Origin of the sequence: Streptomyces aurantiogriseus, from assembly GCF_014649375.1 — a bacterium.
In the GTDB taxonomy this organism is placed as follows: Bacteria; Actinomycetota; Actinomycetes; order Streptomycetales; family Streptomycetaceae; genus Streptomyces; species Streptomyces aurantiogriseus.
Map to the genome: position 1 here is coordinate 24574 of NZ_BMSX01000008.1, position 25939 is coordinate 50512.

The following is a 25939-nucleotide window of genomic DNA, read 5'->3' on the forward strand; positions in this document are numbered from 1 at the left end:
CGCAGGAGACATTCCGCACGAGCGCTGCGTAAAGGAGGCCGTCGTGAGACGAGTGCGCCCTGGGGTGGCAGCGGCCCGTGGGAGTACCGGCGGGACCGGCGAGGCGTCCTCGGCCGGCAAGGCCTCCTCACGCGCGGCCGGCGAGGAGCGCGCCCTGACCAGCGTGGCGGCCGGCGACCAGTACCGGGGACCCGAGAGCGACGGAACGGAGCAGACGCGGCCCGAGGACCTGCCCCGTCTGTGGCACGTCACCCTGAGCGTCTCGGGCGAGGACGCCGATCTGAAGGAGCTGCGGCGCGCCCTCGAACAGCTCGCCCACGACCACCCCTTCCTCCTGACCAGCCGCTACGCCGTCGACCACGCGGAGATCCGCTACTGGGAGGAGGCCCGCGACCTGCACGACGCGGCCGCCGTCGCCCTGCGCCTGTGGGGCGAGCACCGCCAGACGGCCGGGCTGCCGCCCTGGGAGATCGTCGGTCTGGAGGTCATCGACCGCCAGACCTACCACCAGCGCATCGCCGAGGGCCACGGCCCGCGGCCCGCGACCCCTGTCGGAGTTCACCCCTTTTGACCGGCCCGGCGCAGCGCCCCGGATGCGTCTCGGCACGCGTCTCGGGGTGTGGAACGAGCGGTGGACGGGCCGGTCCGGCGCACTACCCTTCCCGTATGACCACGCTCTCGCCGTACGACGCCCTCTCCCCGGTCACCCAGGCCGCCTACCGTGCCAAGGCGGCCGCCGCCGACCTCGCGCCGCTGCCCCGGGCCGCCAAGGACGACGCGCTGCTCGCCATCGCGGACGCGCTGGAGGTCCGTACGAGTGAGATCGTCGAGGCCAACGCCAAGGACATCGCCAAGGCTCGTGAGGCCGGTACCAGCGAGGCGATCGTCGACCGGCTGACCCTGACCCCGGAGCGGGTGCGGGCCATCGCCTCCGACGTACGGGACGTCGTCGCGCTGCCCGACCCCGTCGGCGAGGTCGTGCGCGGCTCGACCCTGCCCAACGGCATCGATCTGCGCCAGGTCCGCGTCCCGCTCGGCGTGGTCGGCATCATCTACGAGGCCCGCCCGAACGTGACGGTGGACGCGGCGGCGTTGTGCCTGAAGTCCGGCAACGCGGTGCTGCTGCGCGGCTCGGCCTCCGCCTACGAGTCGAACACCGCACTCGTCCGGGTGATCCGCGACGCCGTCGGCGGCGCCGGGCTGCCCGCCGACGCCGTGCAGCTCGTGCCGGGGGAGAGCCGGGAGAGCGTGCGCGAGCTGATGCGCGCCCGTGGCCTCGTCGACGTCCTGATCCCGCGCGGCGGCGCCTCTCTCATCCAGACGATCGTCGCCGAGTCCACCGTCCCGGTGATCGAGACCGGCACCGGCAACTGCCACGTCTACGTCGACGCCCACGCGGACCTCGACACGGCGATCGAGATCCTGATCAACTCCAAGGCCCAGCGGGTCAGCGTCTGCAACGCCGCCGAGACCCTCCTGGTCCACCAGGACATCGCCCCCGAGTTCCTGCCCCGCGCCCTCGACGCGCTCGCGGACGCCGGGGTCACCGTCCACGCCGACGAGCGGGTGCTGGCGTACGCCAAGGACTCCAAGGCGACCGTCGTCGAGGCCACGCCCGAGGACTGGGAGACCGAGTACCTCTCCTACGACATCGCCGCCGCCGTCGTGGACTCGCTGGACAAGGCCGTCGAGCACATCCGACTGTGGACCTCCGGCCACACCGAGGCCATCGTCACCACCTCCCAGCAGGCCGCCCGCCGCTTCACCCAGCTGGTCGACTCCACCACGGTCGCCGTCAACGCCTCCACCCGCTTCACGGACGGCGGCCAGTTCGGCTTCGGCGCGGAGATCGGCATCTCCACCCAGAAGCTGCACGCCCGCGGCCCCATGGGCCTGCCGGAACTGACCAGCACGAAGTACATCGTCACGGGCGACGGGCACGTACGGCGCTGACGGAGGCCGCCGGGGCCGTGCGGCGCCCCTGTGCGGGCGGGGCGCCGTGAGAGGCGTCTCATCAGGCGGATGAATTTCCATACCGTCTGCCCAAATTGACCCCCCAGGTCTACTCTGGATCCGTGCCGGAGGACGTGGGGGGCACGCCGTTCCCTGACGGCTGGGAGCCCGACGACGACCACGACCGCGGGGTGTCGGACGAAGAGTTCGCCTCCGTGGTCTTCGACGAGGCCTTCGTACAGGCGGCTCCGGTGCACGAGCCGACCGCCGTCGAACGCCTCCTGGCCGCCGCGCAGGCGAGAGCCGAGGCCTCCGAGGCCGAAGCACGCCGCGCCCGCGCCCGCGGCGACCACTACGACGATCCGTACAGTCCCGACGGCCCCGGCGATTTCGGCCATGATCCGGACTACGACGAGCTGGACGACGCCGACGACCCCGACGCCTGGGACCGCCGCTACGCCACCTTCGGGACGTACGGCAAGCAGGTCCGCTGGCACCGTCCCGTCGCCTGGCTGCTCGCCCTCGTGATGGGCGTCGGCATGGTCGCGCTGGCCTTCGCCGCGGTCTACCGGGGCGCCTCCTCCAGCAGCCGGGAGCAGGTGCCTTCCCCTGCCTCGACCGGGCTGGAACAGGGGGCCGTACCGGTTCCTTCCGCCTCCACCGACTCCTCCCGGCCACCCGTCTCGGCGGTCCCGCGCACACCCTGATCATCCGCGTCAGGGGTGGTCGGGGAGCGGGCTCCGAAGCGGCCGGAAACGGGCCGTCCGGTCGATGAGAAGCTGTCAGAACTTGTCGTGTAGCAGGGCGTTTACCCGAGCTCCGCGCGACCTACTCTGAAAGTATGGGCGGGCCCGGAGACCCACCGGAGGGGACACCCGAGGGAGCTCCCGGTGGAGGAGAGGACGAGTACCGATCCGTCGTCTTCGACGAATCGTTCGTTCGTGCTGCCCGCCTCCAGGAGTACTCCGCCGAGGAGCGCATCGCCGACCACGCCCCCGCCGTCCGCCGCCGCCCGCCCCTGCGCAGGGGCCTTTCCCGGCAGGCGCTCGTCCTGGTCGTCCTGATCGCCCTGGCCTTCGGCACCGCGATCTACATGGGTGTCCGCCACCCGTACCAGAACCCGTCCGCCCGTCGGCCCGCGGAACCCCTGCGGATGACCGTCATCCCGCTCGCCCCACAGGGCGCCGTGCCCGGCGCCGCCGACCCCGAGTACCTGTACGCGCACAGCCCGGCCGCGCAGTTCCGCATCGGCGCCGAGGGCGTCCCGCTGCCGGCCTCCCGTCGCACGGCGCACTTCTCCGACAGCCAGGTCGTCACCGCCCTGACCACCGCCAAGGACTACATCGTGCGCTCCTCCCTCTACCCGGAGGTGCTCACCGGGCAGCAGGTGCGGCCCGTGCGGGTGCTGATCGGCCCCGACCAGCTCGACCAGTTCGACGAGAGCTTCACTCACCCGGCCCCGGACGGGCGGCACGCGCCGACCGGATGGCTGGTCCGCTTCGACCCCGCCCGGGCCGAGCTGGCCGACCGCAAGATCCGCGTCCAGGGCACGCTCCAGGCCGCCGAGGCCGACTCCGCCACCCTCGAGGTCACCGCCGATCACACCTTCGTGTACGCCCTGCGACCGGCCGGCGCCGACGCGAAGACGCCGGCCTCGCTGTTCACCGTCCGCCGTGAGCTGCAGTTCCGCTTCGACCGCGACGACCTGCGGCTGCGCCAGACGCAGCTGATCGTCTCCTATGTCCAGGCCGGCCCGCTGTCCTGTGGCGAGGACTCCACGAACCATCTGCGCCCCCTGCTCGCCGGCCAGACCGCCAAGGAGGGTGGCCCGGCCGGCACGGACCCGTACGCGACGGGTGGGGCGACCGCGCTGTGCGGATCGCTGGCGGGGAGCGCGCAGCCGAAGGTGTGAGCTGAGCCGAACGGCCAGTCGTCCGCACGGTCAGTTGTCCGTCCGCACGGTCAGTTGTCCGTCCGCACGGTCAGTCATCCGTCCGCACGGCCGGTCGTCCGTGCGGTCAGATGTCCGTGCGGTCAGTCGTCGTCGCGCGGGGGTGCGTCCGTCGGACGGTCCTGCGGCGGCGCGGAGCCGGTGAAGCCGTCGAAGCCGCGGCGGACCCGGCCGCCCAGATTGCCCGCCCCGCCCGCTATGTCGCTGACCAGCTTCATCAGCGGGTCCTTGGAGCTCTTGACGTGGTCGGCGTAGTGCGCCGCCGACTCGCGGAAGGAGTCGGTGACCGAGGTCTCCTTGTCCTCGGTGCGCCGCGGGTAGTGACCGTCCATGATCCGCTGGTAGTCGCGGGACTCGGACCACTTCTTCAGCTCGGCCGCGCGCACGGTGGTGAAGGGGTGGGAGCGGGGCAGCACGTTGAGGATCTTCAGGACGGAGTCGCGCAGGTCGCCGCCGGCCTCGTACTCCTCGGCCTGCTGGAGGAACGCGTCCACGTTCATCTCGTGCAGGTGGTTGCCGCCGGCGATCTTCATCAGGCCACGCATCGAGGCCTGGAGGTCCTGGCCCACGAGCAGCCCGGCGCGGTCGGCGGACAGCTCCGACTTGCGGAACCACTCGCGCAGGGCGGTCACGATCGCCATGATCGCGAGGTTGCCGAGGGGGATCCAGGCGACCCGGAGAGCGAGGTTGGTCAGGAACAGCAGAATCGTGCGGTACACGGCGTGGCCGGACAGCGCGTGGCCCACCTCGTGCCCGATGACCGCCCGCATCTCCTCCTCGTCGAGCAGCTCGACGAGGCCCGTGGTGACGACGATGATCGGCTCGTCCAGGCCGATGCACATCGCGTTGGGCTGCGGGTCCTGGTTGACGTACATCGGCGGGACCTTCTCCAGGTCCAGGATGTAACAGGCGTCGCGCAGCATGTCGTTCAGATGCGCGAACTGCTGATCCGAGACGCGCACCGAGTCGGACAGGAACAGCAGCCTCAGGCTCCGCTCGGGCAACAGCCCGCTCAGCGCCTTGAAGACGGTGTCGAAGCCGCTCAGCTTGCGCAGAGCGACAAGTGCGGAACGGTCCGCCGGGTGCTCGTACGCACGCGAGGAGATCGCCGGGAAGCGCCTGCGCTGCCTGCTCGGCACGTTCTCGTGACCGGTCTGCTCGTGGCCGTCGTCGGACATGTCTTCCCCCATGTGCGTGTGTGTGGCCCTCGTATGTCTGGTCCCTTTGCGGACCTTTGTGCAGCCCTTTGCGCCCCCGAAGCGGGGCCCAGCCTAGGCGGAGTTACGGTGGACGGGCACCACACCGAAGGAGTCCCGCGCCATGGAGCACAACCCCGCGGCAGCCTGGTTCACCCAGGCCGCCGGCGCCGCCCAGCAGCAAGGGGCGGGGAACCTGCTCCGGATCGTCCTGATCGTGATGATCCTGGGCTGCGTACTGACCGCCTGGTTCCTGCTGCGGGGCTACAAGCGGAAGGACGACTGAGGGCGCGGGAAGGTTCCCGGGGCGGATGGGGACCGTCGTGAGGCCGCACCGGTCTGCCCAACGGTGGAGTCGGCGTGATGGGCGGCGAGGCGCCCGCTTACGATGGGCCGACATCTTTATCCCGCCCACACCGGATAGGTCCTGCCGAGATGAGCTTCCACAGCGCCGCTGCCCAGTTGGTCACCCTCGCCGCCGAGGGCGAGGAGCACGGTGGCAACCACGAGAGCCTGAGCCCCCTGGTGACCGGTGGTGGCGCGTTCCTGATCCTGATGCTCCTGCTGTGGATCACGACCCGTTTCAACCGCGACCGCTGAGGCACGCCATGTTCATACCGGGGCACTCCAGGCATCGGCCGGCCGGTGCCCTCAGGCCGGGCCGGTAGGGTCTGCACGCATGGGAGAGCAGGACATGCCTACCGGCCCGTCGAACCCGGGCAAGCGCCGCCTCGGCGTCATGGGCGGAACGTTCGATCCGATCCACCACGGGCACCTCGTGGCGGCCAGTGAGGTCGCCGCGCAGTTCCACCTGGACGAGGTCGTGTTCGTCCCCACCGGTGAGCCGTGGCAGAAGAGCCACCGCCGGGTCTCTCCGGCCGAGGACCGCTACCTGATGACGGTCATCGCGACCGCCGAGAACCCGCAGTTCTCGGTCAGCCGCATCGACATCGACCGCGGCGGCCCCACCTACACCGTGGACACCCTGCGCGACCTGCGGGCCCTCAACCCCGACACCGACCTCTTCTTCATCACCGGCGCCGACGCCCTCGGCCAGATCCTCACCTGGCGGGACAGCGAGGAACTGTTCTCCCTCGCTCACTTCATCGGGGTCACCCGTCCGGGACATCACCTCAACGACCCCGGCCTCCCCGAGGGCGGCGTCTCCCTGGTCGAGGTCCCCGCCCTGGCCATCTCCTCCACAGACTGCCGCGCGAGAGTCGCCAAGGGCGACCCCATCTGGTATCTGGTGCCGGACGGAGTCGTGCGCTACATCGACAAGCGCGAGCTGTACCGCGGCGAGTGAGCCGAGAGGGGTACCGGTGAACGACCGATACGACGCGGGCTACGGGGAGACCTCGTACGAACTCGTCGGTTACGACGAGTACGGGCAGCCGATGTACCGGCAGGTCCCGTCCCAGCAGATCCCGCAGCAGGCCTACGACCCGTACGGGCAGCAACAGGGCTACGGCTACGACCCCTATGCCCAGGGCGGGCAGCAGCAGACGCCCGCCTACGACCCGTACGACACCGGTCAGCAAGCGCCCACCGCGGCCTACGACACCGGCCGGCAGGCCCCGGTCCACGACCCCTACGGCACCGGCACCTACGCCCAGCAGGAAGGCGCCGGTACCGCGGCCCCGTACGACCCCTACGGGCAGACCGCCACCAGCGGGCAGCAGCCCCGCGTCGCCGAACAGACCGCGTACATCCCGCAACAGGCCGGACCGCCGGAGGCCGACGAGGAGACGGAAGCCCCTGCGCGGCCCCAACGCGACTACCATACCGAGCAGTTCGCGTTCGTCGAGGAGCCCGACGCGGACTCCGAGGACGTCATCGACTGGCTGAACTTCACCGAGAACCGCACCGAGCGCCGCGAGGAGGCCAAGCGCCGCGCCCGCAGCCGCCTCGTCGCCCTGGTCGTCGTCCTCGCCCTGACCGCGGTCGGCGGAGTGGGCTACCTCTGGTACGCCGGGAAGCTGCCCGGGCTGTCCTCGTCCGACGAGTCCAAGGCCGGCACCACGACGGCCAGTGCCGCCCAGAAGCGTGACGTGATCGTCGTCCACCTGCACGACACCGCGCAGGGCGGCACCTCCACCGTGCTGCTCGTCGACAACACCACCACCAAGCAGGGCACCACCGTCCTGCTGCCCAACTCCCTCGTCGTCACCACCGACGACGGCACCACGACCACCCTCGCCAAGTCCGTCGACGAGGACGGCTCCGAAGGCACCCGCCAGGCGCTGGACACCGTCCTCGGCACCGACATCGAGGGCACCTGGCGGCTGGACACCCCCTACCTGCAGAACCTCGTCGACCTCGTCGGCAACATCGAGGTCGACACCGACACCGCGGTCCCCGACCCGGACGCCAAGAAGAAGGGCCAGGCCCCCCTCGTCAACAAGGGCGAGGACCAGACCCTCAGCGGCAAGATGGCCGTCGCCTACGCCACCTACCGCGCCGAGGGCGAGGCCCAGAACGCCCAGCTGGAGCGGTTCGGCCAGGTCATGCAGGGCGTGCTGCGCAAGGTGTCCTCCGACGCCCAGGGCGCCACGGTCACCGTCCAGACCCTGGCCCAGATCCTCGACCCCTCGCTGACCGAGAAGGACCTCGGCGCCTTCCTCGCCAAGCTCGCCGACCTCGCCAAGGGCGGCGACTACAAGACCGCCCTGCTGCCCGTCCAGGCCGACGGCACGCTCAGCGCCGAGGCCGGCGCGAGCGTGGTCAAGGACGTCCTCGGCGGCACCGCGAAGAGCCCCGACAAGGACGCGGTCGTCAGCGTCTCCGTCCAGAACGCCAGCGGCACCAAGGCCAACACCGAGGACGCGCGCGTGGTGCTCCTCAACGGCGGTTTCACCTTCCTGGAGGCCGGCACGCCGTCCGGTACGCAGTCCACCTCCAAGGTGCTCTACGCGGACGCCGCCGAGAAGGAGAACGCCACCGAGGTCGCCAAGACCCTGGGCCTGCCCACCAGCGCCGTGAAGAAGGGCACGGTCACCGCCAACGCGGACGTGGCGGTCGTCCTGGGCCAGGACTACGAGCCCTCCACGTCCTAGACACAGCCGCACCACCGGCGTGATCGCCCCATCACATGGGGTGCCGTCGGCGGTCCGTGAGACCCTTGAGGGCAAACGACCGCCGACGGAAAGCCATGTAGTGACCGCCACCGACCGCTCTCTCGAGCTCATCAACACCGCCGCCCAGGCGGCCGCCGACAAGCTCGCGCACGACATCATCGCCTACGACGTCAGCGATGTGCTGTCGATCACGGACGCCTTCCTGCTGGCCTCCGCCCCCAGTGACCGCCAGGTCAAGTCGATCGTCGACGAGATCGAGGAGCGCCTCCTCAAGGAGCTCGGCGCCAAGCCGGTACGCCGCGAGGGCGACCGCGAGGCCCGCTGGGTCCTGCTCGACTACGTCGACATCGTCGTGCACGTCCAGCACAGCGAGGAGCGCGTCTTCTACGCCCTCGAGCGGCTGTGGAAGGACTGCCCCGAGCTGGATCTGCCCGAGGACGCCAAGGCGACCCGCGGCAAGGCCGAGGAGCACGCCAAGCTGCAGGCCGCCCAGGACGCGGCCGAGCCGGGCGGTGAGTGGTGACGACCACACCGGGTGCCGAGGCCGCCTCCTCGGCGGCCGGCCGCACGCCGAGCCGCGGCCGCCGCGTCATCCTCTGGCGGCACGGTCAGACCTCCTGGAACGTGGAGCGCCGCTTCCAGGGCACCACGGACGTCCAGCTCACCGAGACCGGCGTGGCCCAGGCCCGCCGCGCCGCCCGGCTGCTCGCCTCCCTCGGGCCCGACGCGATCGTCGCCTCGGACCTGTCGCGGGCCGCGCACACGGCCGCCGAGCTCGCCGCGCTCACCGGCCTGGACGTCACCCACGACGAGGCCCTGCGCGAGACGTACGCGGGCGTGTGGCAGGGGCTGACGCACGAGGAGATCGTCGCCCGGTACGGCGACGAGTACACCGCGTGGAAGCGCGGCGAGCCGGTCCGCCGCGGCGGCGGCGAACTGGAGACCGAGGTCGCCGACCGCGCCGCCCCCGTCGTGCTGCGGCACGCCGAGAAGCTGCCCGAGAACGGCACGCTCGTCGTCGTCAGCCACGGCGGAACGATCCGCACCACCATCGGCCGTCTCCTCGGCCTGGAGGCCCACAACTGGGAGAGCCTCGGTGGCCTCTCCAACTGCTGCTGGTCCGTCCTCGGCGAGGGCGCCCGCGGCTGGCGCCTCCTCGAGCACAACGCCGGCACCCTGCCGGAGCCGGTGCTCGGCGACGACGACTGAGCGTCCCGGGGCGGCCCGGGACCCGGATTTCACTTTCTGGCAGGCCGCAGGCTAAAGTTCTTCTTGTTCGCCCCGCCGAGCGGGGCGAAACACCACACGGTTCCACCGCGTGGGTACAAGGGGCTATAGCTCAGTTGGTAGAGCGCCTGCATGGCATGCAGGAGGTCAGGAGTTCAATTCTCCTTAGCTCCACTGATCGACACTCTGTGGAGTTGTCAAAGATCGGTTGTAGAAGATCCCGTCCCTCTGGGGGCGGGATTTTTCATTGCCTGCGCAGCAGCGCCGCGCGCCGCGCCGTCTCCTCGTCGTCCGGCGTGTAGACCACGATCCGGCACTCCGGCATCCCGTTGACCGACAGCGACACGGACGTCATCCGCAGCTCGCCCACCGTCGCGTGCCGGAAGACCTTCACGCGACGTCCCGGCTCCGCCACGTCACCGGTCTCCCACAGCCGCGCGAACTGCTCGCTCGCCGCGGACAGCCCGCGTATGAAGTCCTCCCACACGGGCTCCCCGGCATGCAGCCCGTACGCCGCGCGCAGGGTCGCCACCATCACCGGCAGCTCCGTCTCCCGGAACAGCAGCGGGCAGTCCTCCTCGTCCGCCGTGAACAGCGCCCACAGCGCGTTGGCCGGCGCCCGGAAGGAGGCCTTCGAGGGGGTCATGAAGAGGTCGCGGTAGACGGCGTTGGCGGCCAGGATGTCGTAACGCGAGTTGTAGACCACCGCCGGACGGGGCACGAGCGCGTCGATGATGCCCTGGATCTCCGGTCCCACGCTCTGCACCAGGGCCTCCGGCTCGGGCGCGTACGGCACCTCCGCCAGGTGGTACAGGTGCTCCCGCTCCGGCGGGTCGAGCCGCAGCGTGCGCGCCACGGCGTCCAGGACCTGCGCCGAGGCGTTGATCGGCCGGCCCTGCTCCAGCCATGTGTACCAGGTCACGCCCACGCCCGAGAGCTGGGCGACCTCCTCGCGCCGCAGCCCGGGCGTCCGCCGTCGCAGCCCCGGCGGCATTCCGACGTCGGCCGGTGTCACCCGCGCCCGCCTGCTGCGCAGAAAGGCGGCCAGCTCCGGCCGGCGTCGCTGTGCCGCCTCCGTCCTCGTCCCCGCCGCTGTCCCCGTCCTCGACGCTGTGCTCGTCCCCATCGTCACGTCCCCCATGGTCGATCCCCCACCCGTCCCCTGCCAGGTGCTGTCAGTACCAGCATCGGCGGGCTCTCGGCACCCGTACCGAAGCCTCGTCAGGCTCGACGGCATGACGACAACACCCCGGACAAGCCCAGATCCCGCCGCCGTACCGCCCGTTCCAACTCCTGCTGCCAGTAAAGACCCTGGCACTGACAATCGGCCTCGCCGGCTGCTCGCGGTCGTGCTCGCCGCCCAGTTCATGGCACTGCTCGACGTCTTCATCGTGAACGTCGCGGCGCCCACGATCGGTTCCGACCTGCACGCCTCCGGCGCCGACCTCCAACTGGTGGTCGCCGGCTACGCCATCACGTACTCCGTGCTGCTGATCACCGGCGCACGGCTCGGCGACCGGTTCGGCCACGGCCGGGTCCACCTTGTCGGGCTCACCCTCTTCACGGCCGCCTCGCTCGCCTGCGGGCTGGCGCAGGGCAGCACCGAGCTGATCGTGTTCCGGCTGGTGCAGGGCGCCGGGTCGGCGGTGATGATCCCTCAGGTGCTGAGCCTGATCCAGCGCACGTTCACCGGTGAGGCCAGGGTGCGGGCGCTCGGCGCGTACGCGGCGGTCCTCGCCGTCGGCGCGGCGGCCGGGCAGGTGGTCGGCGGTGTTCTGGTCAGCGCCGACCTGCTGGGCAGCGGCTGGCGGCCGGTGTTCCTGGTGAACGTACCCGTGGGCCTCGTCCTGCTGGCCGTCGGTCGGCGCGTCCTGCCGCGCGGTGGCGGGAGGGAGCAGGGGAGCGCAGGCGGCCTGGACGGACCCGGCCTGGTCCTGCTCGGGGCGGCCGTCTCCCTGATCACGGTGCCGCTCGTGCTCGGCCAGGAGGAGGACTGGCCGCTGTGGTCCTGGCTGTCGCTGGCGGTCGGCGCGCTGCTGTTCGCCCTGTTCTGCGGCTACGAGGCCCGCCTGGCCCGCCGTGGCGGCGCCCCGCTGATCGCACCCCGTGTGCTGCGTCACCCCGGCATGGGACTCGCCGTCCTGCGGATCACGGCCGTCATGGCGGTCAACGGCGGTTTCCTGTTCGTGCTCACGCTGCACATCCAGGGCGGCCTCGGCTACAGCGCACTGCGCGCCGGCCTCACCTTCGCGCCGAGCACGGTCGTCTTCGGCGTGGTCGGACTGACCTGGCGCACCTGGCCCGCCGCCTGGCAACGGGCGCTGGCCCCGGCCGGATTCGTGCTCACCGCGCTGTCCGTGGCCGGAGTGGGGCTCGCGTTCAGGGGCGGCGACGAGGGCGGCGCCTGGGCGTACGGCGCGTACGCGGGCGTGGGCGCCGGGCTCGCGCTCGCCTTCAGTCCGACGCTCACCCGGGCCCTGGCCGCCGTACGCCCCCAGGACGCGGCGGATGCCAGTGGGCTGCTCGCCACCGTCACCCAGCTCGGGCAGCTGATCGGTGTGGCAGTCTTCGGCACACTGTTCTTGAACCGGCTTGAGTCACTTGGGGCCCCGGAGGCGTATACCTCTTCGGAAGCGCTTCTCACATGCATGTTCGCGCTCGCTGCGACAGCCGCGCTGGGTGCCGTGTCCGGACTGGTACTAAGGCGTCGCTGACCGTATTGGCCCGGCCGTGGCAGAATCAAACGGCCGGAAGGGGGCGCGGCCCGACGGGAGGGAGTAGCGATGCCTGCGAGCATCCTCGGAGAGGTCGGTCACCTCTCCGAAGCAGCGATGACACGGGGACCGGCCACCCGGCTCAGCTGCCCTTCCTGCGGTTCCGCGTTCGTGGCCCAAGTTCTCGGGGACAACGGCGGGATCTCCTACGTGTGCACGGCCTGCGGCCACAGCTGGAGCTGATCGATGGGTGCACACAGGCGAAAGTGTGACTGGTGCGGCAGCGGTACGCCGATCGTCCGCGACATGGAGCCGGTCAACCCCGACTACCAGTACTGGTGCGAGGAATGCGCGCGGGCGCTGATCATAAAGGGCGACCCGATCGAGACGTACCGGGAACTGGAGGGGGAGCCGATCTACGGCCGGCTCCTCGAGGAGCACTGCACGCTCAAGAGGTTCTATTCGTTCGTGACGGCTTGACCTGGTCGGGACCTGACTTTCGCTCCCAAAGCGGACAGAACGGAAACGATTTGGTGGTCCACCCCCTGGACCGTGTAATGTTGGCGTCGCCGCCAGGGAAACCAAACGGCGCGGTCAATATGCGGCTCCGCCGCGTGGCCACAAGGGGCTATAGCTCAGTTGGTAGAGCGCCTGCATGGCATGCAGGAGGTCAGGAGTTCAATTCTCCTTAGCTCCACAGCAGATCCCGCCGGATCGGATTCGATCCGGCGGGATCTTTTTCGTGTTCATACGCAGTCGAGTGACCGGGAATGCACAAGGGGCCGCCTGGAACAGGCGGCCCCTGACGTCGTCCGGTCGCGTCGTGCCGGCTCAGCGGCCGAGCGCGCGGCGGCCGCGGCCCTGGGAGAGGACCGGGAGGTTGCGGGAGGGCGCCTGGCCGCGCGTGTCCTCCTCGATGCGCAGGGCCAGGGCCGGGCAGCGGCGCACGGCGCGCAGGGCCTTCGCCTCCGCGTAACGCGGCACCTTCGCCTGCGCCACGGTGGGGAAGCCGTCGGCGCCGAGCTGGAAGACCTCCGGGAGGATGTCCGCGCACAGGCCGTGGCCGCGGCACAGCGTCCAGTCCACGAAGATCTTCTGACGGCTGTCACCGGTGTCTGCGGGCTCGCCACCGCCCGAGATGCCCGCCGGGCCCATGCCGCCCTCGAAGAGCGGCAGAACGCCCTCCACGGGCCGTCCGCAGCCGTTGCCGAGGACGTGCGCCGCCAGGTCGTCCGTGAACGCCTTGATCGTCGACTCCAGGAACATCGCGGAGCCGTCCGGGTGCGAGCAGGCGCCGCGTCGCTTCACGTTCTTGGCGACCTGCTTGAGCGCCTCCAGGGCGGCCGGGCCACCGCCGTTGAGGATGTCCTCCATGCCGCGCGCCGCGGCCGGCAGACCGAGGTAGCAGGGACCGCACTGTCCCGCGCTCTCCTCCGCCAGCCACTGGGCCACGCGCAGCGACTCGCCCAGCGGGCAGGTCTCCTGACTGATCGGCAGGATCGCGCCGGCGCCGAGCGCTCCGCCCACCGCGTCCAGGGAGTTGCGGGAGACGACCGCCTCGTTGACGGTCGCCGCGTCGATCCACTTGCCGTGGTAGCCGCCGGTCAGCACGCCCTGCGGGACCGGCGGGGCGCCGGCCAGCTGGAGGACGTAGCGCAGCGGGACGCCCGTGGGGACCTCGATCACCATCGGGCGGGCGACGGCGCCGGAGACCGTCAGCATGACGGTGCCGGGCTCGTCGTACAGGCCGGTGTTGCCGTAGCGCTCCGGGCCGATGCGGGCGGCGATGGCCAGTTGGGCGAAGGTCTCGGCGTTGGACAGCAGGGTCGGCGCGCCGCCGACGCCGTTCTGGGAGGCGCTGGTCTTGCGGCCGGGCGGGATCGCCGGGCCGCCGTCGATGGAGCGGATCAGCGACGCGGCGGCGCCGGTGACCATGCGGATCGGGTTGCGCTGGACGAACGCCTTCAGCGCGGAGCGGCGGCCGTTGCTCAGCCCGCGCTCGGCCAGCGCGGCCTCCATGGAGCGCTCCGTCGACTCCCGGGTGACCCCCACCACGAGCGTGCGGGCACCCAGCGCCTCCGCGACCAGCAGCGCGCCGTCCAGGATGAGGTGCGGGGCACGGTTGATCATCACCGTGTCCTTGCGGCAGGCCGGTTCGTCCTCGCTGCCGTTGATGACGACGACCGGCCGTACGCCGCGCTTGATCGCCGCGTCGGCGACCGAGCGGAGCTTCTTGTGGAACGGGAAGCCCGCGCCGCCGCGGCCCTTGAGGTTGATGCGTTCGGAGAGCTGCGCGAGCTTCTCCCCGCCCATCGGCTCAAGGGGCCCATGCACCTTCAGGTGCATGGGCAGGTCGAGTCTCTCCACAAGGTCGAAGCCCGACGTGAGCTGCGGAAGGCCGACCACGCGGACTTCTGGGACGTCGGGCAGGGCCTCGTTCACCTATAGCCTCCGGAAGGCGTGTTCCAAGGTTCGCCCGAACCCGGCGCGTCGAAGGACGCGTCGGGAGATGGTTCATTGGCGGGACCGCTGTTGTACGTGTCGTTCGAGTTGTACGTGCCGTACGGGGTGTTCGTCTCACCGGTGTCGTACACATCACTCCCGCCGTACCCGCCGGTGCCCGAATTGCCATAGACCGGGATGTTGAATCCCGTGTCCTGAAGCGGGTCGTAGGCCGACGGAGGCGCCTCGCCGACCGGCGGCGGGGACGGGATCGGCCAGTTGCCCGAGGTGCTGCCGCCGCTGTCGACGCGCGGTATCGCCTCCGTGGCCTGCATGTCGAACGGCAGGTCCATGCGCGCGGTCTGGTCGGCCGCGAACGGCTGCTGCGCGCGCGGGGGCGTCGAGACGGCGCGGTAGGCGGCCGCGAAGCCGTTCCCGGGCTCCGGCGTGGCGGGGGTGTCGAACAAGGAGGACGACGACGGTGACGGCGGCGTCATGCGCGTGGAGCTCATCGTGTCGGACGACGACGAGCGGCCTTCGTAGCCGGGGAGCGCCGAGGAGCCGCCGCCGGCGCCTCGGGAGGAGGCCTCCGCCACGCGCGCGCGGCTCTCTTCGAGCGCGTCGCGGCCCGCCGGCTCCTCGGTGCCCAGGATCGCGGCGATCCGGTCGGCGAGCTGGCGCTTGACCGGGCGCGGGGCGGCGCGCAGGGCGAGGGCGGCCATGACCATGAGCAGGCAGAGTGCGTACATGTACGTGAAAATGGGGGCCTTCACCGGGCGCCCCGCGTACAGGCCGTGAATCAGCGCGGCGCACCAGGCCGGGTAGGCCAGCATGTGCATCATCCGCCAGCGTGCCGCGACCGGCGCCGGGGAGGCGAACTGGTTGCGCAGCGCGCCGGTGATACCCACGAAGATCATGAGCTGTCCGGCCAGGGTGCCGAAGCCGATGAGGGACGCGGTGCCCTGGATCTCGTCGCCGCCTGCGAACACCAGCCCGAAGGGGATGAGCACGGCGATCCAGCCGACGTGGTCGAGCGCCAGCTTGACTCCGATGTGCAGCAGGAGAAACGCGATCGAGCCCACGGCGGTCACCCGGTGGACGCCCTGCGCGATGATCCGCTGGCGGGTGTCGAGGATCATCCGGTCCTGGGCGACGAGTCCCCAGATCACGGAGCAGGTGAGCAGGACGAGCGACACCACGCCCGCCCCGAAGTTGAGGAAGTCCTGGAGCCAGAAGCCTCCGTACACCACGACCAGGGGGATGGCCAGCAGAAAGACAGCCGTCGCCACCCCATAGGCCGACCGGCCCGGTTTGGGGAGCGAAGCGTTACTACGACGAGGGTTCATGGTGGCAACTCCGAGCAGTTCGGGAAAGGCGGTCCCGCTGCCGCACTCTAAGTGGCTCCATACCGACGGGTACGCCGTTTGAGTTATTGCGTTGTTATCTACGGGCCGCGAGGGGATCGCGATGTCCCTTAGTGGCCGTTACGCCAGGTAATGATTGAATTTCGTTCAGCCTTTCGGGGTCTTCACACCTTTGGGGTACGCAGCCGGATGCGCCGTTGTTCATCGGGGCCCCCTCCAGAAGCCCGTCGCGGCGTCCTCCGGCGCTGCTGTACCCTGGCGCCATGCGTGCCGTACGCCTTCTGCTTAGCGGGCCGCGCTGATCAGTCCCGAACGCCGGTGAACCGGGCGGTTCGGAATCGGCGCGGCGTCCCCTCCTGTGCGAGGGGATTTTTCGTTTCCCGAGTGTGACAGCCGCTGGCAGAGACGATCGATGGAGCTTTGAGGATCATGAGCGAGACGAACCCCGCTGCCGCCGCCGAGGTGGCCGCGCCGCACCGCTACACGGCCGCCATGGCAGCCGAGATCGAGGCACGCTGGCAGGACGTTTGGGACGCCGACGGCACCTACGCGGCGCCGAACCCGAAGGGTGACCTGGCGGGCGACGCCGAGGTCGTCGCGCGGCCCAAGAAGTTCATCATGGACATGTTCCCGTATCCCTCCGGTGCGGGTCTGCACGTCGGCCACCCCCTGGGCTACATCGCCACCGACGTCGTCGCTCGCTACCAGCGGATGACCGGCCACAACGTCCTGCACACCCTGGGCTTCGACGCCTTCGGCCTGCCCGCCGAGCAGCACGCCGTGGCCACGGGCGAGCACCCCCGGATCACCACCGAAGCGGCCATCAACAACATGAAGTCCCAGCTGCGCCGGCTGGGTCTGGGCCACGACAAGCGCCGGTCGTTCGCCACGATCGACCCGGACTACTACAAGTGGACCCAGTGGATCTTCCTGCAGATCTTCAACTCCTGGTACGACGACGAGGCGAAGAAGGCCCGCCCGATCTCCGAGCTGATCGCCCGGTTCGAGTCCGGTGAGCGCGCCGTACCGGGCCACACGCGCGCGTGGAGCGAGCTGACCGCCGCCGAGCGCGCCGACGTCCTGGGCGAGTTCCGCCTGGCCTACGCCTCCGACGCGCCGGTCAACTGGTGCCCCGGCCTGGGCACCGTGCTGGCCAACGAGGAGGTCACCGCCGACGGCCGCTCCGAGCGCGGCAACTACCCGGTCTTCAAGGCCAAGCTGCGCCAGTGGAACATGCGCATCACCGCCTACGCCGACCGGCTGCTGGAGGACCTGGACGCGCTGGACTGGCCCGAGGCCATCAAGCTGCAGCAGCGCAACTGGATCGGCCGCTCCGAGGGCGCCCGCGTCGACTTCCCGATCGACGGCGAGCGCATCACCGTCTTCACCACGCGCCCGGACACCCTGTTCGGCGCGACCTACATGGTGCTGGCGCCCGAGCACCCGATGGTCGAGAAGTTCACCCCGGACACCTGGCCCGAGGGCACCCACGACGTGTGGACCGGCGGCCACGCGAGCCCGGCCGAGGCCGTCGCCGCGTACCGCGCGCAGGCCGCCTCCAAGTCCGACGTAGAGCGCCAGGCCGAGGCCAAGGACAAGACCGGTGTCTTCATCGGCGCGTACGCGACCAACCCGGTCAACGGCGAGCAGATCCCCGTCTTCATCGCCGACTACGTGCTGATGGGCTACGGCACCGGCGCGATCATGGCTGTGCCGGCGGGTGACCAGCGCGACTTCGAGTTCGCGCGCGCCTTCGAGCTGCCGATCCACTGCATCGTCGAGCCGACCGACGGCCGGGGGACGGACACCTCGACCTGGGAGAACGCCTTCGCGTCGTACGAGGCGAAGATCATCAACTCCTCGAACGACGAGATCTCCCTGGACGGCCTGGGCGTCGTCGAGGCCAAGGCGCGCATCACCGAGTGGCTGGAGTCCCAGGGCATCGGCGAGGGCACCGTCAACTTCCGCCTGCGTGACTGGCTGTTCAGCCGCCAGCGCTACTGGGGCGAGCCCTTCCCGATCGTCTACGACGAGGACGGCATCGCCCACCCGCTGCCCGAGTCGATGCTGCCGCTGGAGCTGCCGGAGGTCGAGGACTACTCGCCGCGCACCTTCGACCCGGACGACGCCGACACCCAGCCCGAGACGCCGCTGTCGCGCAACGAGGACTGGGTCAACGTCACCCTGGACCTGGGTGACGGACCGAAGCGGTACCGCCGCGAGACCAACACCATGCCCAACTGGGCCGGTTCCTGCTGGTACGAGCTGCGCTACCTGGACCCGCACAACAGCGAGAAACTGGTCGACCGCGAGATCGAGCAGTACTGGATGGGCCCGCGCGAGGGCCAGCCGCACGGCGGCGTCGACCTGTACGTCGGCGGCGCCGAGCACGCCGTGCTGCACCTGCTGTACGCGCGGTTCTGGTCCAAGGTCCTGTACGACCTGGGGCACGTCTCGTCCGCCGAGCCGTTCCACAAGCTGTTCAACCAGGGCATGATCCAGGCCTACGTCTACCGCGACAGCCGTGGCATCGCGGTGCCGGCCGCCGAGGTGGAGGAGCGCGACGACGCCTACTACTACCAGGGCGAGAAGGTCTCCCGGCTGCTGGGCAAGATGGGCAAGTCCCTGAAGAACGCGGTCACTCCGGACGAGATCTGTGCCGAGTACGGCGCCGACACGCTGCGCCTGTACGAGATGGCCATGGGCCCGCTGGACGTGTCCCGGCCGTGGGACACGCGCGCGGTGGTCGGCCAGTTCCGCCTGCTGCAGCGGCTGTGGCGCAACGTCGTCGACGAGAACACCGGCGAGGTCACCGTCGTCGACACCGAGCCCGACGAGGAGACGCTGCGGGCGCTGCACAAGGCGATCGACGGTGTCCGCGGGGACCTGGAGGGGATGCGGTTCAACACCGCCATCGCCAAGATCACCGAGCTGAACAACCACCTGACCAAGGTGGGCGGTGCGGTGCCGCGCTCCGTCGCCGAGTCCCTGGTGCTGCTGGTCGCGCCGCTGGCCCCGCACATCGCCGAGGAGCTGTGGCGCCGGCTGGGCCACACCGACTCGGTCGTCCACCGGGACTTCCCGGTCGCCGACCCGGCGTACGTCGTGGACGAGACAGTGACCTGCGTCGTGCAGATCAAGGGCAAGGTCAAGGCGCGCCTGGAGGTGTCGCCGGCCATCTCCGACGACGAGCTGGAGAAGGTGGCGCTGGCTGACGAGAACGTCGTCAATGCCCTGGGCGGAGCGGGGATTCGCAAGGTGATCGTGCGGGCGCCGAAGCTGGTGAACATCGTTCCGGCGTGACGCCGCGGGGCTGGCGCGGGGCGGCACATGAGGCCGTGAGCACGGCTCCGGGAGGTCCCCTACGGGCAGGTTCGGGGTTTTTCTGGAACCCCGGACCTGCCCGATGCGTTTACCGTTGAAGAGCGGCGCGTGGTGTGCCGGGACCGCCTTCGGAGGAGAAGTTCGTGGAAGCAGTGATCGCAGTATTCGCTCTGCTCTTCGTGCTCTTCCTGGCGCTCGGTGCCTACGCCACGGTGAAGGCCGTCGGCGCCGCCAAGCGGGGCGTGGACCGCACCCTGAGCACCGCCCGCCGTACGGTCGAGGACCACACGCTGCGGGCCAAGTCCTTCGCCCAGCTCGGACCGGCCGGCGAGCTCGCCCAGCTCCGCCTCAAGCTGCGCACCTCGATGCGGGCCACCCAGGACGCGCTGCACGCGGGCGTGGCCGAGGACGAGTCCCTCAAGGAGTCCCTCAGCCTCTTCCAGCGCCTCAGCGCACACGGACACGAGCTGGACGGGGAGCTCAAGCGTCTGGAGTCCGAGCCCGACCGGGCCGCGCTCGCCGAGCGGCTGCCGTCGCTCCGGGAGCGCACCGAGCGCATCACGGCGTCGGCGGACTCGCTGCGCTGGGCGGCCCGGGACCGGGCCCGCCGCTTCGCGGACGACGACTTGGACACCCTCAGCGCCCAGATCGACGTCGAGGCGGGCGCCCTGCGCCACTGGACCACCTCGGACCCCGCACAGACCCCGCCGCCGTGGCCCGAGGCACCCGCCGCCGACAGCGCGGCCGGACAGCAGACCTGGCCGGAGAGGCCCGGCTCGCGCGCCGCGGAACAGCCGACACGGCCCGCCATCACCCCGTCAGGGCCGCGGCCCACCTACCCCTGGCAGAAGAAGCCCCGGCCCGAGAGCACCACCTGACGTCCTCAGCGATGCGGGTCGGGGCGGGCCGCCCGGGAGGGGCCGGTCTGCCGCCCGGGCACTACGCCAGGTAACCTCCAGCTCATGTCCCGCCATGTCGCGATCGTCACGGATTCAACGGCCTACCTGCCGCAGCGGACGATGGAGCGCCACGGCATCACCGCGGTGCCCCTGACCGTCGTCCTCGGCGACCAGGCACTCGACGAGGGCACCGAGATCTCGACCCGCTCCCTCGCGCAGGCACTGCAGAAGCGACGCTCCGTCACCACCTCGCGCCCCAGCCCCCAGCTGTTCGCGGAGACCTATCGCAAGGTCGCCGAGTCCGGCGCCACCGGCATCGTCTCCCTCCATCTCTCCGCCGAGTTGTCGGGCACGTACGACGCGGCGGTCGTCGCGGCGCGTGAAGCACCGGTGCCGGTGCGGGTGGTGGACACCGGCATGGTCGCGATGGCGCTCGGTTTCTGCGCGCTGGCGGCGGCGGAGGCCGCGGAGACGGGCGGCACGGTGGACGAGGCGGTCACGGCCGCGGAGAAGCGGGCCTCCGGCACCTCGGCCTACTTCTACGTCGACACCCTCGACTATCTGCGCCGCGGCGGCCGGATCGGTGCCGCGCAGGCCCTGTTGGGCTCGGCGCTCGCGGTGAAACCGCTGCTCCAGCTCGACGGGGGGCGCATCGAGCCCCTGGAGAAGGTGCGGACGGCGTCGAAGGCGATCGCCCGTCTGGAGGAGCTGGTCGCCGACCGGGCCGGCAGTGCGCCGGTCGACATCGCCGTCCATCATCTTGCCGCCCCCGACCGGGCATCGGCTCTGGCGGAGCGGCTGCGGGCTCGGGTGCTGGGTCTTGGCGAGCTGCATGTGAGCGAGGTCGGCGCGGTGATCGGGGCGCATACCGGGCCCGGGTTGTTGGGGGCTGTCGTTTCGGCGCGGTGAGCGTGCGAGGCGCGGTGAGCGTCCGAGGGCGGTAAGCCTCTGAGTCACTCGTGTGGGTGGCGGAGTTGTCCACAACCGGGCTGCCGTCCACGGAAATCGAGCAAGATCATCGCGGTGCTGCGAGGTGGCCGATCCTCGTGGCATGGCACTTCGATCACGCTCACGTACGACGACCGCGACCAGTGGACCCGGGCGAGGACCTGGCTCCGACGGACGGATCCGACACCGACGGCCTCCTGCCCGTGGCCGGGTGAGGAACCGTCATGCCTCGGCGGAGGAACTGCGCCGACGGGCAGAGGTGCTGTTCGGCGAACAGGGTGGGGAGCGGGAGGAGTTGGGGATGGGACCACCGCCGGGAGGCGGCGGTGTCGGTCGCGAGGACGAGGCCGCGGCCGTTGAGGTGGATGAGCCGGGCGCCAGGGTCGGTGGGCCGTCTTCCGGGGTCGGTGGGCCGCCTGCCGACGGGGGCGGTGAGTCGTCTGCCGGGGTCGGCGGGCCGTCCGCCGCCGGGGTGGACGAGGCCGGTGCGAGGGCCGCTCGTGGCGCGGGGGACCGGTGGGAGCGGGCCGGGCTCGCACTGCGGGAGCGGATGCCGGTCTGGATGCAGGCGCGCTGTGGGCTGGAGCGCAGGAGTGTGCTCGCGCTCGCCGTCGTCGTGGTCGCCGTCGCGGCCTTCGCCGTGCAGCACTTCTGGGCCGGGCGGACCCAGTCCGTACAGGCGCCGGAGGTGGTGCGGGCGGCGGCTCCGTACGAGCTGGACGAGCGGGGCGGACCGGCCGGGCCCGCCACTCCGGCCGGAGCGACGGGAACCGCGGCCACGCCGGCTGCCGAGATCGTGGTGGACGTCAGCGGCAAGGTCCGGAAACCCGGGATCCACCGGCTTCCCGCCGGTTCCCGTGTGGTCGACGCGCTGAGCGCGGCCGGTGGGGTGAAGCCGGGTACGAACACCGACGGCCTCAATCGTGCTCGGTTTCTCGTGGATGGGGAGCAGGTCGTCGTCGGCGGGCCCGTGGTCGGCGGGGCCGCGGGGGCGCCTCCTGCCAGCGGCGCGGTGGGAGGCGCGCCGGCGGCTCCTGTCTCCCTCAACACGGCCACCGTGGAGCAACTCGACACGCTTCCGGGCGTGGGGCCCGTGCTGGCGCAGCACATCGTCGACTACCGGACGCAGCACGGTGGTTTCCGCTCGGTGGACGAGCTGCGTGAGGTGAACGGCATCGGCGAGAGGCGCTTTGCCGATCTGCGGAATCTGGTGCGGCCATGAGGGGCGACGACGGCGCCTCGCCGGCGTACTCGGGGTCCGGCGGTGGAGGCGCGGGCGGAGGCGGTGCGGGCGGAGGCGGTGCGGGTGGCTCCGGCCCTCGCTCCCGGCAAGCCGTGCACATCGCCTCCGGCCGGCGGCTGGGGGACGCGCACCCGCGCCAGGAAGGACCGGTGGACCTGCGGCTCGTGCCACCCGCGCTCGCGGCCTGGGCGACGGCGGCGCTGGCGCTGGACGCGTCGCCGTGGGTGGTGGGTGGCATCGTGCTCGTCTGTGCGCCGGCCGCTGGGGTCCTGCTGGGCCTGCGGTGGCGTGGTGGACGGGGTGAACGGGAGTCGGGAGCGCGGGGGCAGGAGCCTTCGGGAAGGCGGGGTGAGCGGCCTTCGGGAGGGCGGGGTGCGGAGGCTTCAGGCGCCCGGGGCGGCCGGCCGTGGGCGACCGTGGCCGCGGTGCTGCTCTGTGTCGCCGGGGCCGCCGCGTCGGCCGGGCTGCACGGGGCCGATCTGCGCCGAGGGCCGGTGCCGGAGCTGGCGCGGCAGTACGCCACCGTCACCGCCGAGGTGGAGATCACCTCCGATCCGCGGCTTGCCCGGCCTCGGGTGCGAGGGGACCGCATGACCCCGGACGCCGTGCTGATCGACGCGGAGGTGCACGGTGTGGAGACGCCGACCGGGACGGCGGTGGCGACACGGACGCCGGTGCTGGCGGTCGTGGCCTTCGGGGAGGGCTCGGGTGGGGGACAGCCGGGATCGGCTCGCCGCCCGGCGGAGGCTTCATGGCTCGGGCTGCTGCCGTCCACCCGGGTGCGGGTGACCGGGCGGCTCGCCCCCGCGCTGACGGGTGGGGACCGGATCGCGGCCGTGCTGCGGGTGCGGGACCCGGCGGGGCCGGCGGTCGTGCGGGAGCCGTCGGCGGCCCAGCGGTTCGCGGGACGGTTGCGGGCGGGGCTGCGGGCGGCCACCGACGGGCTGCCCGCGGACGCGCGGGCGCTGCTGCCGGGACTGGTCGTCGGGGACACCTCACGGATCACGCCCGAGCTGGACGAGGCCTTCAAGGAGACGGACCTCGCCCACACGCTGGCCGTGTCCGGCAGCAACCTCACGATCATGCTCGCCCTGCTGCTGGGACCGCCGGCTCTGGCCCAGCAGGTCGAGCGTCGGGGCCTGGCGCCTCGCCTGGGGATCCCCCTCCGGGGGACCGCGCTGCTCGGCGGAGTGCTCACGCTCGGGTTCGTCGTGGTGTGCCGGCCCGATCCGAGTGTGCTGCGGGCCGCGGCCTGCGGGGCCGTCGTGCTGCTCGCCCTCGCGACCGGCCGCCGCAGATCCCTGATTCCGGCGCTCGCGACGGCGGTCCTGCTGCTGGTGCTGTACGACCCGTGGCTGGCCCGGAGTTACGGGTTCCTGTTGTCCGTGCTGGCCACGGGGGCGCTGTTGACGCTGGCGCCGCGCTGGAGTGCCGCGCTGCGGCGGCGCCGGGTGCCGCCGCGACTCGCGGAGGCGCTGGCGGCCGCGGGGGCCGCGCAGGCCCTGTGTGCGCCGGTCGTGGCGGTGCTGTCGGCGCGGGTGAGTCTGGTGGCGGTGCCGTGCAACCTTCTCGTGGAGTTCGCGGTGGCGCCGGCCACGGTGCTGGGTTTCGCGGCGCTGGCGACGGCACCGGTGGCGATGCCGGTGGCTGAGGCGCTGGCGTGGTGCGCGAGTTGGCCCGCCGGGTGGATCGCGGGTGTCGCGCGGACCGGGGCGGCGCTGCCCGGTGCGGGGGTGGACTGGCCGGGCAGTTGGGGCGGGGCGCTGCTGCTCGCCCTCGCCACGGCCGGGGTGGTGCTGCTCGGGCGGCGGGTGCTGAGGCATCCGTGGCTGTGCGCGGCCTGCGGGGCGATGCTGCTGCTCGTCGTGGTGCAGCCGCCGCCGCTGACCCGGGTCGTCACGGGCTGGCCGCCGCCGGGCTGGCGGCTCGCGATGTGCGACGTGGGGCAGGGCGACGCGACGGTGCTCGCGGCGGGTGAGGGCACCGGCGTGGTGGTGGACGCCGGACCGGATCCGGCACTGGTCGACCGGTGTCTGCGCACGCTCGGCATCACGAGGATCCCGCTCGTCGTGCTGACCCACTTCCACGCCGACCACGTGGCGGGACTGCCGGGGGTGCTGCGGGGACGGGCGGTGGGCGCGATCGAGACGACGGGGTTCGAGGAACCGGTGGACCAGGTGGAGTTCGTACGGAGGGAGGCGGAGGCCCGGCGGGTTCCCGTCGTGCGGGCCGTGGCGGGGGAACGGCGGCGGGTCGGTGGGCTCGAGTGGGAGGTGCTGTGGCCGCCGGCCCGTCCGGTACCTGCGCCGGAGGGGCCGAACGACGCGAGCGTGACGCTGCTGGTGCGGTCGGGCGGGCTGCGGATGCTGCTGCTCGGGGACCTCGAACCCCCGGCGCAGCAGGCGCTGTCGCGGTCGCCGGCGGCCGCGCTGCTCGGCGGGGTGGACGTGCTGAAGGTGGCTCACCATGGGTCGGCCTACCAGGACCCGGACCTCATACGTGCGGTGGCGCCGCGGCTGGCGCTGATCTCGTGCAGCGAGGACAACCCGTACGGGCATCCGGCGCCCAGTACGGTCGCGGCGTTGCGCGCCATGGGCGCGGTGGTGATGCGGACCGACCTGGACGGGGCATTGGCGGTCGCCGGTACGGGCACGGAGCTGCGGGTGGCGGGAGACTGAAGGCATGGACTCCTCACAAGTCGACCCCTCGCCGCTCGATGCCCGTCTGCTGGATGCCTATCTGCACCGGCTCGGGGTCGCGTATCCGGCGTGGCCCACCGTCGACGTCCTGCGGGAGCTGCATCTGCGGCACCTGCAGACCGTCCCCTTCGAGAATCTGTCGATCCACCTCGGCGAGGAGATCGTGCTGGAGGAGCAGCGGCTGGTCGAGAAGGTGGTCGAGGCTCGGAGGGGAGGGTTCTGTTACGAGCTGAACGGGGCGTTCGGGGCGCTGCTGCGGACACTGGGGTTCGATGTGACGCTGCTCGCGGGGCGGGTGTACGGAGAGAAGGGGCGGCTCGGGATCCCGTACGACCATCTCGCGCTGCTGGTGCGGACGGTGGACGCGGGGGAGTGGCTGGCCGACGTCGGGTTCGGGGCGCACAGCCACTACCCGCTCCAGTGGGAGTACCGGGGTGAACAGAGGGATCCCGGGGGTCTGTTCCGGATCGTCGAGGCCGGGCCGGACGCGGCCGGGGTGAAGGGCGGGGCGGGGCGGATCACCGGGACGGAACCGGGGGCGGGGGCGGCGGGGGCCGCCGACCTGGACGTCATGCGGAACGGTGTCCGCGAGTACCGGCTGGAGGTGCGGCCCCGGGCGCTGGGCGACTTCCTGGCCGGGGCGTGGTGGCACCAGACCTCGCCGGAGTCCCACTTCACGAAGTCCCTGGTCTGTTCGCGGGTCACGGAGGACGGAGGGCGGATCACGCTCAGCGGGCGCCGGTTGAAGGTGACGGGTGCCGACGGGGGGAGAGAGGAACGGGAGTTGGCGGGGGACGAGGAGGTGTTGGCGGTGTATCGGGAGCGGTTCGGGATCGAGTTGGAGAGGGTGCCGGTGGTGCGGGGGGCCGGGACGGCGTAGGGGCCGCTCCGTACGCCCGGCC

22 protein-coding genes and 2 tRNA genes are annotated in these 25939 nt (G+C 71.5%); 20 read left to right on the plus strand and 4 right to left on the minus strand.

Translation table 11 applies throughout. The annotated features are described in order from the left end of the window. The first annotated feature begins 43 nt into the window (after nt 1-43). From IE263_RS18330 to IE263_RS18345, 4 genes are all read left to right on the plus strand, one after another. Nucleotides 44-571 carry a DUF8830 family protein gene (locus IE263_RS18330; protein WP_189937722.1) on the plus strand — a complete coding sequence of 176 codons (528 nt, stop codon included), beginning with the start codon at nt 44-46 and terminating at the stop codon, nt 569-571. 95 nt (nt 572-666) lie between these two features. Next, a complete protein-coding gene (locus tag IE263_RS18335) occupies nt 667-1953 on the plus strand; it encodes a glutamate-5-semialdehyde dehydrogenase (protein WP_189937724.1) in 1287 nt (428 codons plus the stop codon). A 122-nt stretch (nt 1954-2075) separates the two neighbouring features. Beyond that, nucleotides 2076-2660 carry an SCO2584 family spore wall biosynthesis protein gene (locus tag IE263_RS18340; RefSeq protein WP_444545098.1) on the plus strand — a complete coding sequence of 195 codons (585 nt, stop codon included), beginning with the start codon at nt 2076-2078 and terminating at the stop codon, nt 2658-2660. A 134-nt stretch (nt 2661-2794) separates the two neighbouring features. Then, entirely contained in the window at nt 2795-3865 is a 1071-nt protein-coding gene (locus tag IE263_RS18345; protein ID WP_189937727.1) for an SCO2583 family membrane protein, read from the plus strand. A gap of 122 nt (nt 3866-3987) precedes the next feature. Here IE263_RS18345 and IE263_RS18350 read toward each other — a convergent pair whose 3' ends face one another. Next, entirely contained in the window at nt 3988-5082 is a 1095-nt protein-coding gene (locus IE263_RS18350) for a M48 family metallopeptidase (RefSeq protein WP_189937729.1), read from the minus strand. Nucleotides 5083-5224: 142 nt separating this feature from the next. Between IE263_RS18350 and IE263_RS18355 the strand changes: the two genes are divergently transcribed. The 7 genes from IE263_RS18355 to IE263_RS18385 all read left to right on the plus strand — a co-directional run bounded on the left by IE263_RS18355 (nt 5225) and on the right by IE263_RS18385 (nt 9578). Then, complete coding sequence (locus IE263_RS18355) at nt 5225-5386, plus strand: hypothetical protein (protein ID WP_189937731.1); 162 nt, start codon at nt 5225-5227, stop codon at nt 5384-5386. A gap of 149 nt (nt 5387-5535) precedes the next feature. Continuing rightward, the gene (locus IE263_RS18360) at nt 5536-5700 is read left to right on the plus strand and encodes a hypothetical protein (protein ID WP_189937733.1); all 165 of its coding nucleotides are present in this window, start codon (nt 5536-5538) and stop codon (nt 5698-5700) included. A gap of 79 nt (nt 5701-5779) precedes the next feature. After that, the gene (nadD, locus tag IE263_RS18365; RefSeq protein ID WP_189937735.1) at nt 5780-6406 is read left to right on the plus strand and encodes a nicotinate-nucleotide adenylyltransferase; all 627 of its coding nucleotides are present in this window, start codon (nt 5780-5782) and stop codon (nt 6404-6406) included. A 16-nt stretch (nt 6407-6422) separates the two neighbouring features. Next, nucleotides 6423-8156 carry an LCP family protein gene (locus tag IE263_RS18370; RefSeq protein WP_189937737.1) on the plus strand — a complete coding sequence of 578 codons (1734 nt, stop codon included), beginning with the start codon at nt 6423-6425 and terminating at the stop codon, nt 8154-8156. A 100-nt stretch (nt 8157-8256) separates the two neighbouring features. Then, entirely contained in the window at nt 8257-8700 is a 444-nt protein-coding gene (gene rsfS / locus IE263_RS18375) for a ribosome silencing factor (protein WP_189937746.1), read from the plus strand. After that, a complete protein-coding gene (locus tag IE263_RS18380) occupies nt 8697-9386 on the plus strand; it encodes a histidine phosphatase family protein (protein ID WP_189937748.1) in 690 nt (229 codons plus the stop codon). The genes rsfS and IE263_RS18380 overlap by 4 nt, the downstream gene beginning before the upstream one ends. Nucleotides 9387-9505: 119 nt before the next feature. Then, a tRNA-Ala gene (locus IE263_RS18385) sits at nt 9506-9578 on the plus strand. A gap of 70 nt (nt 9579-9648) precedes the next feature. Here the strand turns inward: IE263_RS18385 and IE263_RS18390 are convergent. Further along, on the minus strand, nt 9649-10530 hold the full coding sequence (locus IE263_RS18390) for a helix-turn-helix transcriptional regulator (RefSeq protein WP_189937750.1): 882 nt from the start codon (nt 10528-10530) through the stop codon (nt 9649-9651). A 223-nt stretch (nt 10531-10753) separates the two neighbouring features. On the opposite strand from IE263_RS18390, the gene IE263_RS18395 reads away from it, so the two are divergent. The 3 genes from IE263_RS18395 (at nt 10754) to IE263_RS18405 (ending at nt 12815) form a co-directional block, all read left to right on the plus strand. After that, complete coding sequence (locus IE263_RS18395; protein ID WP_189937753.1) at nt 10754-12118, plus strand: MFS transporter; 1365 nt, start codon at nt 10754-10756, stop codon at nt 12116-12118. A gap of 246 nt (nt 12119-12364) precedes the next feature. Continuing rightward, entirely contained in the window at nt 12365-12598 is a 234-nt protein-coding gene (locus tag IE263_RS18400) for a hypothetical protein (RefSeq protein WP_003976229.1), read from the plus strand. Between the two features lie 144 nt (nt 12599-12742). Beyond that, nucleotides 12743-12815: transfer RNA gene (locus tag IE263_RS18405), tRNA-Ala, on the plus strand. A 134-nt stretch (nt 12816-12949) separates the two neighbouring features. On the opposite strand, the gene IE263_RS18410 is transcribed toward IE263_RS18405, so the two are convergent. Then, complete coding sequence (locus IE263_RS18410) at nt 12950-14560, minus strand: NADH-quinone oxidoreductase subunit NuoF family protein (protein WP_189937755.1); 1611 nt, start codon at nt 14558-14560, stop codon at nt 12950-12952. Continuing rightward, nucleotides 14557-15849: a ferric reductase-like transmembrane domain-containing protein gene (locus tag IE263_RS18415; protein WP_373312004.1), complete on the minus strand. Its 1293-nt coding sequence runs from the start codon at nt 15847-15849 to the stop codon at nt 14557-14559. The genes IE263_RS18410 and IE263_RS18415 overlap by 4 nt, the downstream gene beginning before the upstream one ends. Before the next feature lie 504 nt (nt 15850-16353). On the opposite strand from IE263_RS18415, the gene leuS reads away from it, so the two are divergent. The 6 genes from leuS (at nt 16354) to IE263_RS18445 (ending at nt 25917) form a co-directional block, all read left to right on the plus strand. Beyond that, the gene (gene leuS / locus IE263_RS18420; RefSeq protein ID WP_189937764.1) at nt 16354-19227 is read left to right on the plus strand and encodes a leucine--tRNA ligase; all 2874 of its coding nucleotides are present in this window, start codon (nt 16354-16356) and stop codon (nt 19225-19227) included. Between the two features lie 164 nt (nt 19228-19391). Then, nucleotides 19392-20126: a hypothetical protein gene (locus IE263_RS18425; RefSeq protein ID WP_189937767.1), complete on the plus strand. Its 735-nt coding sequence runs from the start codon at nt 19392-19394 to the stop codon at nt 20124-20126. Nucleotides 20127-20210: 84 nt separating this feature from the next. Beyond that, a complete protein-coding gene (locus IE263_RS18430) occupies nt 20211-21056 on the plus strand; it encodes a DegV family protein (RefSeq protein ID WP_189937768.1) in 846 nt (281 codons plus the stop codon). 142 nt (nt 21057-21198) lie between these two features. Continuing rightward, nucleotides 21199-22317, plus strand: coding sequence for a ComEA family DNA-binding protein (locus tag IE263_RS18435; protein ID WP_189937770.1), 1119 nt, complete (start codon nt 21199-21201; stop codon nt 22315-22317). Then, nucleotides 22314-25016: a ComEC/Rec2 family competence protein gene (locus tag IE263_RS18440; RefSeq protein WP_189937771.1), complete on the plus strand. Its 2703-nt coding sequence runs from the start codon at nt 22314-22316 to the stop codon at nt 25014-25016. The genes IE263_RS18435 and IE263_RS18440 overlap by 4 nt, the downstream gene beginning before the upstream one ends. Before the next feature lie 4 nt (nt 25017-25020). Further along, on the plus strand, nt 25021-25917 hold the full coding sequence (locus IE263_RS18445) for an arylamine N-acetyltransferase family protein (protein ID WP_189937772.1): 897 nt from the start codon (nt 25021-25023) through the stop codon (nt 25915-25917). The last annotated feature ends 22 nt before the right edge of the window (nt 25918-25939 follow it).